12 protein-coding genes are annotated in these 13,726 nt (G+C 58.6%); 5 read left to right on the top strand and 7 right to left on the bottom strand.

Translation table 11 applies throughout. The features are described from left to right. The first annotated feature begins 16 nt into the window (after positions 1-16). The 3 genes from AC2FF8_RS04805 (at position 17) to AC2FF8_RS04795 (ending at position 4,441) form a co-directional block, all read left to right on the top strand. On the top strand, positions 17-1,426 hold the full coding sequence (locus tag AC2FF8_RS04805) for an FAD-binding oxidoreductase (RefSeq protein WP_496871676.1): 1,410 nt from the start codon (positions 17-19) through the stop codon (positions 1,424-1,426). A gap of 86 nt (positions 1,427-1,512) precedes the next feature. Further along, on the top strand, positions 1,513-1,791 hold the full coding sequence (locus AC2FF8_RS04800) for a hypothetical protein (RefSeq protein WP_170343580.1): 279 nt from the start codon (positions 1,513-1,515) through the stop codon (positions 1,789-1,791). A gap of 142 nt (positions 1,792-1,933) precedes the next feature. After that, positions 1,934-4,441: a GcvT family protein gene (locus tag AC2FF8_RS04795; protein WP_496879047.1), complete on the top strand. Its 2,508-nt coding sequence runs from the start codon at positions 1,934-1,936 to the stop codon at positions 4,439-4,441. Positions 4,442-4,483: 42 nt separating this feature from the next. Here AC2FF8_RS04795 and AC2FF8_RS04790 read toward each other — a convergent pair whose 3' ends face one another. The 3 genes from AC2FF8_RS04790 to AC2FF8_RS04780 form a co-directional block, all read right to left on the bottom strand. Beyond that, positions 4,484-4,819, bottom strand: coding sequence for a carboxymuconolactone decarboxylase family protein (locus tag AC2FF8_RS04790; RefSeq protein ID WP_170343582.1), 336 nt, complete (start codon positions 4,817-4,819; stop codon positions 4,484-4,486). A gap of 72 nt (positions 4,820-4,891) precedes the next feature. Beyond that, positions 4,892-5,545, bottom strand: a complete 654-nt coding sequence (locus tag AC2FF8_RS04785) for a DUF938 domain-containing protein (protein ID WP_496879046.1) — start codon at positions 5,543-5,545, stop codon at positions 4,892-4,894. Continuing rightward, the gene (locus tag AC2FF8_RS04780) at positions 5,542-6,615 is read right to left on the bottom strand and encodes an NAD(P)/FAD-dependent oxidoreductase (protein ID WP_496879045.1); all 1,074 of its coding nucleotides are present in this window, start codon (positions 6,613-6,615) and stop codon (positions 5,542-5,544) included. The genes AC2FF8_RS04785 and AC2FF8_RS04780 overlap by 4 nt, the downstream gene beginning before the upstream one ends. 162 nt (positions 6,616-6,777) lie before the next feature. Here AC2FF8_RS04780 and AC2FF8_RS04775 point away from each other — a divergent pair, with 162 nt between their 5' ends. Together AC2FF8_RS04775 and AC2FF8_RS04770 are read left to right on the top strand one after the other, a co-directional pair. Continuing rightward, positions 6,778-7,206, top strand: coding sequence for a hypothetical protein (locus tag AC2FF8_RS04775; RefSeq protein WP_257599167.1), 429 nt, complete (start codon positions 6,778-6,780; stop codon positions 7,204-7,206). Then, complete coding sequence (locus tag AC2FF8_RS04770; RefSeq protein ID WP_170343585.1) at positions 7,203-8,435, top strand: HlyD family secretion protein; 1,233 nt, start codon at positions 7,203-7,205, stop codon at positions 8,433-8,435. The genes AC2FF8_RS04775 and AC2FF8_RS04770 overlap by 4 nt, the downstream gene beginning before the upstream one ends. 60 nt (positions 8,436-8,495) lie before the next feature. Here AC2FF8_RS04770 and AC2FF8_RS04765 read toward each other — a convergent pair whose 3' ends face one another. The 4 genes from AC2FF8_RS04765 to AC2FF8_RS04750 all read right to left on the bottom strand — a co-directional run bounded on the left by AC2FF8_RS04765 (position 8,496) and on the right by AC2FF8_RS04750 (position 13,659). Next, entirely contained in the window at positions 8,496-9,641 is a 1,146-nt protein-coding gene (locus AC2FF8_RS04765; protein ID WP_496879044.1) for an iron-containing alcohol dehydrogenase, read from the bottom strand. A gap of 67 nt (positions 9,642-9,708) precedes the next feature. After that, entirely contained in the window at positions 9,709-11,091 is a 1,383-nt protein-coding gene (locus AC2FF8_RS04760; protein ID WP_496879043.1) for an aldehyde dehydrogenase family protein, read from the bottom strand. A gap of 94 nt (positions 11,092-11,185) precedes the next feature. Further along, positions 11,186-12,538, bottom strand: coding sequence for a glutamine synthetase family protein (locus AC2FF8_RS04755; protein ID WP_496879042.1), 1,353 nt, complete (start codon positions 12,536-12,538; stop codon positions 11,186-11,188). An 89-nt stretch (positions 12,539-12,627) separates the two neighbouring features. After that, complete coding sequence (locus tag AC2FF8_RS04750; RefSeq protein WP_170343589.1) at positions 12,628-13,659, bottom strand: TRAP transporter substrate-binding protein; 1,032 nt, start codon at positions 13,657-13,659, stop codon at positions 12,628-12,630. Between the last annotated feature and the right edge of the window lie 67 nt (positions 13,660-13,726).

The raw sequence follows: 13,726 nt of genomic DNA, 5'->3' as shown, positions 1-13,726 counted from the left end.
GCAAGGGAGGATGACGATGGTGCAGGCGACCGCTTTGCCTCGGAATGAAACAGGTATCGAAACCGCCATAGGCGTTCTGAAACAACGCTTTGGCGACAGGCTGCAAACGGGTGCCGCAATCCGGGAACAGCACGGGCACACCACGACCTGGATCGAAAACCAGAGCCCGGATGCTGTGGTTTTCCCGCATACATCGCAGGAGGTTTCGGAAATCGTCAAAACCTGTGCCGCGCACAGGGTGCCGGTGATCCCATTCGGCACTGGAACGTCGCTGGAAGGGCATGTGAATGCGCCAGCGGGGGGGATCTCGGTCGATCTGATGCAGATGGACAAGGTGCTGGCTGTCCACGCCGAAGATCTGGATTGCGTCGTGCAGCCCGGCGTCACGCGAGAGGCGCTGAACACCCATTTGCGGGATCAGGGGTTGTTCTTTCCGATTGACCCGGGGGCGAATGCCTCGCTGGGCGGTATGGCCGCGACCCGCGCGTCAGGCACCAATGCGGTGCGATACGGAACGATGCGGGACAACGTTCTCAGCCTCGAGGCGGTCATGCCGGACGGCCAGATCATCCGTACCGGTCACAGGGCCAAGAAATCATCGGCCGGGTATGATCTGGCACGCCTTCTGATCGGGGCAGAAGGCACCTTGGGGATCATCACCGAGCTGACTCTGCGGTTGCAGGGTATCCCCGAAGCGATCAGCTCGGCCAGGTGTTCTTTTCCATCGGTCGATGCAGCGTGTCGGGCTGTGATGATGACCATTCAGTACGGCATTCCGGTCGCCCGAATAGAGTTGCTGGATGAAATGTCGGTTCAGGCGGCAAACGCCTATTCCGGGCTATGCCTGCCGGAAACGCCATTGTTGCTGCTTGAATTCCATGGCTCTGAAAGCGGTGCAGCGGAACAGGCTGAAACCTTTGGTCAGATCGCTGAGGAGTTCGGCGGCACTGACTTTGCTGCGACCTCGACCACCGAAGAACGGAACAAGCTTTGGCAGGCCCGGCATGATATGTATTGGGCGTGCCTGCAACTGCGCCCCGGCGCGCGCGGTATTTCAACGGATGTCTGCGTGCCGATCTCGCGTCTGGCGGAATGTGTGACCAGCACCCAACAGAAGGCATCCGATCTTGGTTTGCTCGCGCCAATGGTCGGGCATGTGGGGGATGGGAACTTCCACTCGCTTCTATTGATCGACATGGAAAATACCGAAGAAGTTGCCAAAGCCGAAGAGTTTGTCGGCTGGTTGAATGATCTGGCAATTTCAATGGAAGGCACCTGTACAGGTGAACACGGAATCGGTCAGGGCAAAATGCCTTACCTCATCAAGGAGCTGGGTGCTGCCACGCAGTATATGGCGGCGATCAAGGCCGCTCTGGACCCCGAAAATATCATGAATCCCGGCAAGGTTTTGGCGGGCCAATCCTAGCGGTTTTCGCGTTCTGGCCCGCATTGCGCCTTCAAATCGTCCACATGTTCTGGTTTCACATCCTCGATTGAGAACAGGTGGTCGACATGAGCGCAAAATATCTGGCAGGGTTTGCAGCAGTCTGTGGAGTTGTCGTTGCTGGGCTGGATTATTATCAGCAGGCCAAGGCATCCGAGACCGGGCTGGGCCTCAAAGGTTATGTTGCCTCGGTATCCGCGCGTGTCGGCATTTCGGACAGTCGGCTTGATGCAAAGGCTCAACCTGTACAGCCAGAGGAACCTGCGGCGAAGACACCGGCAGAGGAGACTAAGAAACTCGTCTGCACCACGATCGGGACAAGCAAGCGGTGTCGCTCCAGCGGTTGAGATCACGGGTTTCATGACCGATCTGCGGCCCGCATTCGATGATCGGGTCGTTTTTTTCATATCACTGGTCGGATGAATGTCGCGCGATCCCCTTCAAGTGCGCCATATGGTGTCAACTGATTTCAAGGGGAGACGCCCGGTTATGAAAACCCAAGTCAAAGCACTGGTCGTTGGCGGCGGCGCCGTTGGGACCTCGATTGCCTATCATCTGGCCAAAGCGGGCTGGGATGATGTGATGTTGATCGAACGGGACGAGCTGACGTCCGGGTCCACGTGGCACGCGGCTGGTCTGCTGCCATTGTTCAACATGTCCTATGCGACAACTCACATCCACAAGTATTCGGTCGATTTCTACAAGACGCTGGAAGAAGAAACCGGACTGAATGCGGGTTTTGCCGTCGTCGGCAACCTGCGCATGGCACAGACGCAGGAGCGCATGGACGAGTACATGCTCTACGCGTCCACCGCCGAAACCTGCGATGTTGCCTATGAGTGGCTGACGCCCGAGCAGATCAAGGAGCGTTGGCCGCTGATCGAGACATCGGATCTGAAAGGCGCGATCTACCACACCGAGGACGGCTACATTAACCCGGCGGACGTGACGCAGGCGATGGCCAAGGGGGCCCGTCAGCGTGGTGTCGAGATCGTGCGCAAGATGCAGGCGGATGCCTTCCACTGGAACGGAACCCATTGGGAAGTCACTTGCACCAAGATGGTGGAAAAAGGCGGCAATCTTGTCGAAAGCGATGAGAAGGTCGTGATCACTGCCGAGCATGTTGTCACTGCATCGGGCAACCACGCACAGCGCACCGCCAAGATGCTGGGCATCAAGATGCCGGCGATCCCGGTCGAGCATACGTTCATCGTCATGGACAAAGACCCGGAGTTGGTCAAATGGCGTGAAGCGGGCAACCCCGAACACCCCGTCGTGCGCGACGCGGACAATGAATCCTATGCCCGTGAAGAACGCGGCGGCTGGATTCTGGGCATCTATGAGCATGGCGCCCCCGCACGGTTTGAACACGGTGTGCCGGACAGCTTCCGCGCGGATCTGTTCCCGCTGGATCTGGACCGGATTGCGGATCAGTACATGGCCATGGCCGAGCGTGTGCCGTCCTGTGCTGAATCCGGCCTGAAAGACGATTTCAACGGCCCGATCTGTTATACGCCTGACGGCAACCCGCTGGTTGGGCCTGCGCCGGGCCTGCGCAATATGTGGCTGGCCGAAGGTTTCAGCTTTGGCATTACCGCAGCAGGCGGCACCGGCTATTATCTGGCGCAGATGATGGTCGATGGCGAAGCCGAGATCGATATGGCCTCGCTGGACCCCAAACGCTATTCCAGCAATTGGATGACCACCGAGTTCGCGGCGCGCAAGAACGAAGAGTGCTATGAGCACGTCTACATCCTGCACCACCCCGACGAAGAGCGTGAAGCCTGCCGCCCGCTGCGGACCGTTCCGGCATACGACCGTCAGAAAGCACGCGGTGCACAATTCGGCTGGGTCAACGGCTGGGAACGTCCGAACTATTTCGGCCCTGTCGATGCGCCCGAGAACTTCGACAAGGAAAGCCGGTCGTTCCGTCGTGGCGGCTGGTGGCAATATGCCGTCGAAGAAGCCAAGGCGATCCGCAAAGGCGTTGGCCTGATCGACGCATCGGCCTTCACCAAGCATGTCATCAAAGGCCCCGGTGCCACCCAGTTCCTGGATTGGTTCACCTGCAACAAGCTGCCCAAGGTCGGTCGCATCAACCTGACCTACGCGCTGACCTCGCACGGCACCACTCGTACCGAATACACCATCGTCCGCAATGGCGAGAACAACTATTACCTCGTCTCTGCCGGAGCCTGGACGGAGTACGACGCCGATTACCTGCGCAAGGCGGCCGAGGACAAGATGGAGGAGTTCGGTTACATCGAGATCCAGGACGTAACCACCCAGTGGGGCGTCTTCGCCATCGCCGGACCCAAGTCGCGTGACGTTCTGAAAGAGGTCATCAGGGACGCCGATCCGGAAACCGCCCTTTCCAACAAGCGCTTCCCGTGGCTGTCGGCCCGTCAGATCGAACTGGGCATGTGCCCGGTCAACGCGATCCGCGTGGCCTATACCGGTGAGTTGGGCTGGGAACTGCACCATCCGATCGAGATGCAGAACTATCTGTTCGACCTGCTGGAAAAGGCCGGCGAGAAGCACGATATGAAGCTGGTTGGTGCCCGCGCCCAGAACTGGCTGCGTCAGGAGAAATCCTATCGTGCCTTCGGCACCGAACTGGGCCGCGACGCCACCCCGCTGGAGGCCGACCTGCCGCGCTTTGTCGACTTGTCGAAAGACTTCTACGGCAAGGCCAAGCTGGAAGAGACCGGCGTGCGCGTGAAGTGCTGTACCCTGCTGATCGACGGCCCGGAGGATGCCGACCCATGGGGCCGCGAAGCACTGTACACACCGGAAGGCGAGCGTGTGGGTCGATTGACCTCGGGCGGGTATTCCGTGGCCTTCGAGAAGTCCATCGGCATGGGTTATGTAAAGCCCGAGCTGGCAGTCGAAGGCACAAAGCTGAAGGTCAAGATGCAGGACAAGCTGTGGGATGCGGTCGTGACCTGCGACAGCCCCTACGACCCGAAAAACGAAACCATCCGCAAGGACGGTTGATCGAAGAAAGGCCCCGGAAACCTTCGGGGCCTTTTCTTTTTGTCATGCTGAGAGTTCGTCGAAGCATTCCAGCGCCTTGGCCGCGTACATCATGGCTGGGCCGCCACCCATCTGGATCGCCATGGCCAACACGTCGGACACTTCTTCCCGTGTCGCACCTGCCTTGATCAAAGCTTCGGTATGCAGGGTGATGCAGGGTTCGCAGCGCAGGCTGATCGACATGCCCAACGCAATGAGTTCCTTCGTCTTGTAGTCGAGCGTCCCGCCCTCTTTGACGGCTTTGCCAAGCGCTCCGAATGCGCGCGTGGTATCGGGGATGGATCCGTTCAGGTTTCGCAAACTCTTTCGTGTCGCCGAGAGTTTTTCTTGCCATGCCATTGCTGAGTGCCCTTCTTCATATTTTTCAACTGGAATATGAAGCGGGGTGCAGCTGTTTGACTTTGATCTCGATCAGACGTCAGGGCGCTCGGCAATGAATGCAAGATTGTTGGCAGGCATTTCGACCGGTGCCAACGCGTGCAGGCCAACGTTTTTGAACAGGTCCAGAATGTCCTCGTCGTTTTTGTAGCCGATTTCCGGGTCTTGCTGGATCAAAGCCTCATGAAAGCGGACATCCCCGTCACTGGTGAGTAGGCCCGAGCGTTTGAACGGGCCGTACAAAATGAACCGCCCCTTTGGTGACAGGGATTGGGCGACTTCCGAAACGAGGGTTCTGGTTTCCTGCCAACTGATCAAGTGAATCAAGTTTATCAGAACGATCAGATCCTGGCCGTTAAACCGCCTGTGCCAGCCTGATATCGTTGCATCCAGTTCTGCGACCGGCGTGACATTTGGCAGGTTGCGGGTATAGGCGTCGATACTTACGCGCCGCTCTGGGTCAACTTCCGAAGGCTGCCACGTCAGCCCGGGCAGCGCTTCGGCGAAGGTCCTGACATGCTGACCAGTTCCGCTTGCGATTTCCAATGCCTGGCCCCGGGACGGGCCCCATTCTTGCAGCAGTGCACACAGGGCGTCCGTGTTCCGGGATGCTGCCGGGGCCACCAGCTTGCCATCTTCAGACGCATTGGCGACGCTTGCAGAAGAGGGGAGGCTGCGTTTGATCATCGTTTCAGCCTGTCAGGGGTCAACATGCCTACTATGTCAGGTTCCAGTTCGGGTGTGTTTCCGACAACAAGATCGCACAGCAGTTGCGAGGCCGCCGGTGAGGTTTGAAAACCATACCCGCCCTGACCGCCACACCAGACAAACGAAGGGTCCAGTGGGTCGCGCCCAAGCACCAAGGTCCCATCCGGGGCAAAACTGCGCAAACCTGCCCAATTCGTTTCAACCCTTGTGACCGGCACGGTCATCAGCTCTTCATACCGCGCCAGCCCCTCTGCCAGCACCATATCATCTGCATAGGCATCCTGCGGCGGAACCGGATCGGCTTCGGAGGGTGAGACCAGAAGCTTGCCCGCATCCGGTTTGGCGTACCATGTCTCGCCAGCGCCCAGCATCATCGGCCAGACAGAAACGTCATGCCCTCCGGGGGCGGGCAGACGCGCCATTGACCGACGACGGGGTATGATGCCGATACCGGGCAGCCCTGCAAGCTGCGCAACCTCATCCACCCAGGCACCGGCTGCGTTGACCAGAATGCGGGCTTCAAAGATCTCATTGGCCTCGACCACCCAGTGCTTTTCTTTTCGAATGCCGGTGACTTTGCTTTTCGTCGAAACCGTTCCTCCGTTTTGCCGGATGATCCGGGCGAAATCCTGCAACAGGCGATCTGTATCGATGTCAAAGGCCGCTTCGCTGATGGCTGCAAACCCGACCTTGTCCGGGTTCAGGATCGGAACGCGCGATATCGCCTGATCCATCGGTATCCTCACCATGTTCAGATCGGCGCGATCGGCCTCAAAAATGTCAGGCTGGTCAATTGCTCCGACCAGCATCAATCCGCGCGGTGTCAGGTAACCGCCATTCTGCGTATGAAGAAAGGCAGCCCCCGCTTTGTTCAGGGCGACGACCGAGGGAGGCCCATAGCTTTCTTCGAACAACGCCGCCGACCGGCCCGAAGCGTGATAGCCCAGGGCGTCTTCGGCTTCGAGAACCACCACAGTTCCGTGTTGCGACAGGCGCGCACCGGCGCTCAGCCCGGCGATTCCGCCGCCGATGACTAGGAAATCAATCATAACTTGCGATCCGTTCGAAACGGATATGCAATGGGTTTCTTGAACTCCATGCTGACCCTAATGCTCCTTATTCGCCACGCGTTTGGGTTTTCAGACTATAAGCAGCCTTGAAATCGTGCTTCAACCCGGTCAAAGAAGTATCAAAATAAACAGGAGGGTAAGGTGACCGCAGCAGACCTTCATCCAATGGCCACGGGGCATATTCCCGGATACGTTGTCGCAGCTGACGGAAGCGATTACCTTTTCTCCGCCATGGTCGTTTTTTTCGTCGTTCTGGTGGTGTTGATCGGTGTCGGATACCTGACACTTCATTCGGTTCCTGAAAAAATGGCCCACGAAAACAATCACCCGCAATTCCAGTTGGTGGGTATTCTGGCGCTGCTGGCACTGTTCACACATAATGGGCTTTTCTGGATTGCCGCCATTCTGGTCGCGGGGTTCCAGTTTCCGGATTTTGCCACCCCGCTTAGAAATATTGCCGATGCCATTCGTTCTCTTGGTCCGTCTCCTGTTCCGCAGACAGTGCCTGAAACAACGGTACCGGCATCGCCGGAGTCCGAAGCCAGCGATACGCAGGAGCACACCACATGATCGAGACCATGCTCTGTGCCCTGGTAACTGTGCTGCCCGACTATCTGTTCCGCCGGTTCGTTCAGGGTAAGCGGATCGGTCACGAGATTACCTTGTTTACCATGTGGTACGAATTGCGGTGGGGGTTGACCACCTGTGCCATTCTGGCGCTGACCGTGATCACCACGCTATTCTATTTTCATCCGGCCAGTAAAACCGCGGCATCCTATTTCCGAACAGTGACCATTCTGCCGCAATTGGGTGGCCGTGTTTCCGAGGTTTTCGTCAAGAACAACGAACTGGTAACCGCTGGGCAACCGATTTTCCGGATCGAGGATTTCAGTCAGACTGCACAGGTTCAGGCGGCAAATGCGCAGATTGCACAGGTGCAGGCCTCACTTAAGGTTGCGGAAACCGATTTGGCCGAGGCCGAAGCTGGAATTGCAGGTGCCAAGGCAGCGCTTGCGCAGTCTCTGGAGGATCTTGAGCGCAACACAACCCTGCGTGACGAAGGGTCAAGCGCGGTGAGGCTGGCCGAGATTGAGAGGCTGGAAAACCTTGTTGCCCAGCGAGAGGCCCAGGTTCTTGCAGCGGAATCCAAACGTGCTGCGGTTGAGCAGCAGATTGAAGAACTGATCCCCGCGCAGCTGGCAAGTGCCATTGCGCAACTGGATGCTGCGCAGACCGAATTGGACAAAACCGTAATCATAGCGGGCGTCACGGGGCGGGTCGAACAGTTCGGCCTTCAGGTCGGTGATTACGTAAGCCCGCTGTTGCGCCCTGCTGGTGTTCTAGTGCCATCGCACACCGGACATGACCGCTTTCAGGCCGCTTTCAGCCAGCTGTCTGCCCAGGTGATCAAGCCGGGCATGATTGGCGAATTGGGCTGCATGACAAAGCCATTCACCGTGATCCCCACCGTGGTGGTCGAGGTGCAGGATGTCATTCCTTCCGGCCAGATCCGTCCATCGGATGAATTGCGGGATGTGCAGACCAACAATAATCCGGGCTCGATTCTGGTTTATATGGAGCCGCTGTACAAAGGTATGGCCGATGACATTCCACCGGGCAGCAATTGTCTGGCCAATGTCTACACAGACAATCACGAGCGGTTGGAGCACGAAGATCTGGGCTTTTGGGAGGCGGCCTTCCTGCACGTGGTCGACACGATCGGCGTGGTGCATGCAGCGGGTCTGCGCCTGCGTTTGATCCTGATGCCGGTGAACACTCTGGTTTTGACCGGGCATTGATCTGATCTTGGCAATCCGAACGCGAAGGGCCCGGCAAGTTTCGCCGGGCCCTTTGGTTTCTTACAGCGCTGCTTTGAACAGCTGAGTCAGGTTGTCTTTCGTCAACTCAATCGGATTTCCACCGCATGAAGGATCGATGATCGCGCCTTCGACAAGCTCTGGTATTGAAGCTTCGGTCACACCTAGGTCGGACAGAGTGCGGGGGATGCCAAGGCTGTCGTTGAAATCCTGCACGAAGGCGCAAAAACCATCGAAGCCGCCGTCGATGCCCAGATATGCCGCAGCTTGTTGGAACCGGTCTGCAATGGCGGGGGCGTTGAAGTTCAGCACGGCGGGCATGCAGACCGCGTTTGTGGTGCCGTGATGGGTGTTGAATACCGCGCCAATTGGATGGCTCATCGCGTGGATCGCGCCAAGACCCTTCTGGAAAGCCGTTGCACCCATGGCAGCGGCGCTCATCATCTGGGCGCGGGCCTCGATATCGGTGCCGTCAGCATAAGCGCGCGGCAAGTACTCCTTCACCAGCCGCATCCCTTCCAGCGCGATGCCCTGGCTCATCGGGTGATAATGCGGGCTCGAGAAGGCTTCGACGCAATGCGCAAAGGCGTCCAGGCCTGTTCCTGCCGTGATGAACCTGGGCATTCCGACGGTCAGCTCCGGGTCGCAAATCACCACGGTCGGCAGAACCTTGGGATGAAAGATGATCTTCTTGGCATGAGTCTCGGAATTGGTGATGACGCTCGCGCGGCCCACTTCCGATCCTGTCCCTGCGGTGGTCGGAACGGCAATGATTGGCGCGATAACGTCGGCGTCGGCTCGCGTCCACCAGTCGCCGATATCCTCGAAATCCCAAACCGGGCGCGTCTGACCGGCCATGAAGGCGACCATCTTGCCCAGATCCAGCCCCGAGCCGCCGCCAAAGGCGATCACCCCATCATGGCCACCTGCGTTATAGGCCGCAACGCCGGCTTCCAGGTTCTTCTCATTCGGGTTGGGGTCCACATCGCTGAACACCCCGCGGCCCAAACCGGCGGCCTCCATGATATCCAGTGTCGCGCTGGTGATGGGCAGATCGGCCAGCCCCTTGTCCGTGACCAGCAAGGGTTTCTTCATTCCGGCGGCGGCGCAGGCTTCGGGCAATTCCCTGATGCGCCCGGCTCCGAATTTGATGGCGGTCGGATAGGACCAGTTTCCAACAAGTGTCATGTCAGGTTTCCTTTGCAAAAAAAGGCCTGCTTCGGCGAGGGGGTGGGTCCGAAGCAGGCCGTCGTCCTTAGCCCGTTACCTTTTTGAGGTGGTAGGATTTGGGACGTGTCAGGTTGTGATATCCAATCACGGACAGACCGCCGCCACGCCCGGTATTCTTGCAGCCCGTCCAGCACAGGCCAGGGTCCAGATAGTCGGCGCGGTTCATGAACACAGTGCCCGTTTCAATCCGGTCACCCACCCGCACCGCACGATCCACATCCCGGGTCCACAGGCTGGCGGTCAGGCCAAACTCACTGTCATTCATCAATGCGATGGCCTCTTCGTCGGATGACACTTTCATGATGCCCACCACTGGCCCAAAGCTTTCGTCCCGCATCACGCGCATGTCATGGGTGACATTGGTCAGGATTTGCGGTGTCAGATACGCGCCGCCATCGTCTTCTGCGAAGGTGTCGATATGCGCGACCGCGCCGGATGCAACCGCCTCGGCGATCTGGGCTCGCACCTCATCGGCAAACCGCACATTGGCCATCGGGCCAATCGTTGTCTCGGCGTCCAGCGGGTTGCCCAGCTTGTAGCCCTGCACGATGCCCACTGCCTTGGCGACAAAGTCGTCATAGAGGCTTTCGTGGACATAGATCCGCTCGATCCCGCAACAGCACTGGCCCGAGTTGAACATGGCCCCGTCGATCAGCGTCTCGACCGCCGCATCCAGATCGGCGTCGTCCATGACATAGCCGGGGTCCTTGCCCCCCAGTTCAGTGCCGACGCCGGTAAACGTGCCGGCCGCGGCACGTTCCATCGCCTGACCGCCGCCGACTGATCCGGTGAAGTTCACGAAATCAAATGCATTGCCCGCGATCAGATCGTTGGTCACGTCATGGCTCAGGAACACATTCTGGAACACGTCCTCGGGCACTCCTGCCGAATGGAACGCCTTTGCCATGCGCTCGCCCACCAGCAAGGTCTGTGTCGCGTGTTTCAGGACGACCGTGTTGCCCGCGATAAGCGCCGGTGCGACCGTGTTGATCGCCGTCATGTAAGGATAGTTCCAGGGTGCCACCACAAAGACCACCCCATGCGGGATGCGCTTGATATAACGCTTGAACGTCGCATCCTCGCCCACGGCGATATCTGCCAGAGACGTCTCTGCAATCTTCGCCATGTGGCTTGCGCGTTCGTTGAATCCACCGAATTCACCACCATAACGCACCGGGCGACCCATCATATGGGCCAGTTCGGGCACGATCTCATCGTTCATGGCGCCAACGGCGGCCACGCCAGCCATCACAAGATCAATCCGCTCCTGCAACGGACGGGCCGCCCAGTCCGCCTGAGCAGCCCGAGCGTGGGCCGCGGCCCCGAAAGCGGCCTCTCGCGACAACACTTCACGTTCGGCAAAAACCGATCCGTCGATCGGCGAGACACATTTCAACATCTGCCCCATTTTCACTCCATTTCCGAAAGAAACAGGAACCCTGCTTCATCTGGCCAAAAATATCCCGGGGGTCTGGGGGCAGAGCCCCCAGCACGACCCGACTTCACGCCCGCTCGAACCCGCGGGCGATTTCCCAATCCGTGACCACGCGTTCGAATTCCTCGATCTCGACTTCCGCGGCACGGGTATAGTGGTCGACGACGTCATCTCCCATGGCCGCCCGCAACATGCTCGAACCATGCAGCGCATCCCGCGCCGCACGAAGGTTGCCCGGGATCATGGCAGTCTCACCCTGATAAACGTCGCCCTTGGTCGGCGGTTGCAGATCCAGCCCTTCCTCGATGCCCGCGATCCCTGCCGCCAGCATGCCGGCCATCGCCAGATAGGGGTTCATATCTGAGCCCGGAATCCGGCACTCGACACGTACGGCCTTGGTGCCGTCACCGCATAGGCGGAACCCGGCAGTGCGGTTGTCCACGGACCAGATGATCCGCGTTGGCGCGAAGGTACCTTTCATGAAGCGTTTGTAACTGTTGATGTAGGGCGCCATGAAATAGGTATAATCAGGGGCATATTTCAGCAAACCGGCCATATAGCTTTTCATCAGCGCCGACATGCCCAGATCATCCCCAGCGTCATAGAAGGCAGGCTGTCCATCCGCCCACAGTGACTGGTGCACATGGGACGAACTGCCCACCTTATCGTGATGCCATTTCGGCAGGAAGGTCGCCGCATGACCATGTTGCCACGCGATCTCTTTCACAGCGTTCTTGGCGATCGAGTGATACTCGGCTGTTTCCATCGCGGGTGCGTATTTGATGTTAAGCTCTTCCTGTCCGGTCTCGGCCTCACCTTTGGAGTTCTCAACCGGAATACCCGCATCCCACAGATGGTTGCGGATCGGGCGCATCACATGTTCTTCCTTGGTGGTCTGAAGGATGTGATAGTCTTCGTTATAGCCCGAGATCGGCTCCAGATCGCGGAACCCTTCCTTGCGGATCTGGTCAAAGCTTTTCTCGAACAGGAAAAACTCAAGCTCGGTCGCCGTCATGGCGTCATAGCCCATGGCTTTCAAACGGTTTACCTGCTTTTTCAGGATTGAACGCGGCGCGTGCGGCACTTCCTCATGGGTGTGATGATCCAGCACATCACACATCACCATCGCCGTGCCCTCAAGCCACGGCACCGGGCGCAGGGTGCTGAGGTCCGGCTTCATGACATAATCGCCATAGCCCCGTTCCCAACTGGTCGAGGCATAGCCATCAGGTGTTGCCATCTCCAGATCGGTGGCCAGCAGGTAGTTGCAGCAATGTGTCTCTTCCCATGCGCCAGCCACGAAATGGCCCGCGTGAAAGCGTTTGCCCATCAACCGGCCCTGCATGTCCACCATGCAGACCAAAACCGTATCAACCGAACCTTCGGATACCTGCGTTTTCAGATGTTCGAACGTGAGCATGTGCCACCTTTGTCTTTGCCGAAATCCATCATCGGCCATTCGTCCTGTTTGACCCGCCCCATGCAAGGGGCGGGTCGCCTGGCCAATTCTTAGCCGTAGCGGTACGGCCGTCCAGCCTTGAGCATGTCGGCGTTGTACTGTTTGAAGATTTCAACAACCTTCGCCTTGGTTTCAGATTCGGCTGCGATCTCATCCCAGAAGGCAACGGCCGCGGCTTCGACGGTTGCCCATTCTTCGTCCGGGATCGACGTCAGCTGCATCTTGTCTCCGTTGACGCGCAGGCTGGCTTCGCCGCCCCAGTACCACCACTGACGATAATAGTGTGACTGATCGGTGCAAACGCGGAACAGGGTCTGCAAATCTTCGGGCAGCTCGTTCCAGCGATCCATGTTGGCAAAGAACGAACCGGCCCAGGCGCCCGAGATGTTGTTGGTCAGGAAGTAATTGGTCACATCCGCCCAGCCGACAGTGTAGTCTTCGGTGATGCCGGACCACGCGATGCCGTCCAGCTCGCCGGTCTGCACCGCGACTTCGATGTCTTCCCAGGGCAGGGTGACCGGCACAACGCCGAACTGAGACAGGAAGCGGCCCGCGGTCGGGAAGGTGAACACACGTTTGCCCTGAAGGTCCGCCAGGCTGTTGATCGGGTCCTTCGTTGCAAAGTGGCACGGATCCCAGGCACCGGCCGAGATGTGTTTCACACCGACTTTCGAGTATTCCTCGTCCCAGATCTCGTTCAGCCCGTACTGGTTGAACAGAACCGGCACGTCCAGCGAATAGCGCGAGGCAAAGGGGAAATAGCCGCCGAACACGGTGACCTCGGTGGGTGACGCCATCGAGTCATCATCCGACTGAACGGCATCAATCGTGCCGCGCTGCATGGCGCGGAACAACTCGCCCGTTGGAACCAGCTGGTCGGCATAGAACAGCTCTATCTGCATCCGGTCACCGGCGATCGTGTTGAACATCTTGATGGCCGGGTCGATCACGTGTTCGGCCAGCGCCGGGCCGGCATAGGTCTGCATCCGCCATCTGATGGTCGATTGCGCCAGTGCAGGCGTCGCCAGAGCAGCGGCGGGAGCGGCCGCAGCACCTTTCAGAAATGTACGTCTGTTCGTCATTCTCTCTCTCCGTTGGTCAGTTTCGATTGTGCGGGGATTGCCCGCGAAGCCCCGGTTTGATCCGGGA

The sequence above is a fragment of the Ruegeria sp. YTSA144 genome, from assembly GCF_059610125.1.
This window is presented reverse-complemented; position numbering and strand designations above follow the sequence as displayed.

Bases quoted from the DNA above. Each gene is read 5' to 3' on its own strand.
- AC2FF8_RS04805 (WP_496871676.1), top strand. From the start codon at position 17: ATGGTGCAGGCGACCGCTTTGCCTCGGAATGAAACAGGTATCGAAACC.
- AC2FF8_RS04800 (WP_170343580.1), top strand. From the start codon at position 1,513: ATGAGCGCAAAATATCTGGCAGGGTTTGCAGCAGTCTGTGGAGTTGTC.
- AC2FF8_RS04795 (WP_496879047.1), top strand. From the start codon at position 1,934: ATGAAAACCCAAGTCAAAGCACTGGTCGTTGGCGGCGGCGCCGTTGGG.
- AC2FF8_RS04790 (WP_170343582.1), bottom strand. From the start codon at position 4,819: ATGGCATGGCAAGAAAAACTCTCGGCGACACGAAAGAGTTTGCGAAAC.
- AC2FF8_RS04785 (WP_496879046.1), bottom strand. From the start codon at position 5,545: ATGATCAAACGCAGCCTCCCCTCTTCTGCAAGCGTCGCCAATGCGTCT.
- AC2FF8_RS04780 (WP_496879045.1), bottom strand. From the start codon at position 6,615: ATGATTGATTTCCTAGTCATCGGCGGCGGAATCGCCGGGCTGAGCGCC.
- AC2FF8_RS04770 (WP_170343585.1), top strand. From the start codon at position 7,203: ATGATCGAGACCATGCTCTGTGCCCTGGTAACTGTGCTGCCCGACTAT.
- AC2FF8_RS04765 (WP_496879044.1), bottom strand. From the start codon at position 9,641: ATGACACTTGTTGGAAACTGGTCCTATCCGACCGCCATCAAATTCGGA.
- AC2FF8_RS04760 (WP_496879043.1), bottom strand. From the start codon at position 11,091: ATGGGGCAGATGTTGAAATGTGTCTCGCCGATCGACGGATCGGTTTTT.
- AC2FF8_RS04755 (WP_496879042.1), bottom strand. From the start codon at position 12,538: ATGCTCACGTTCGAACATCTGAAAACGCAGGTATCCGAAGGTTCGGTT.
- AC2FF8_RS04750 (WP_170343589.1), bottom strand. From the start codon at position 13,659: ATGACGAACAGACGTACATTTCTGAAAGGTGCTGCGGCCGCTCCCGCC.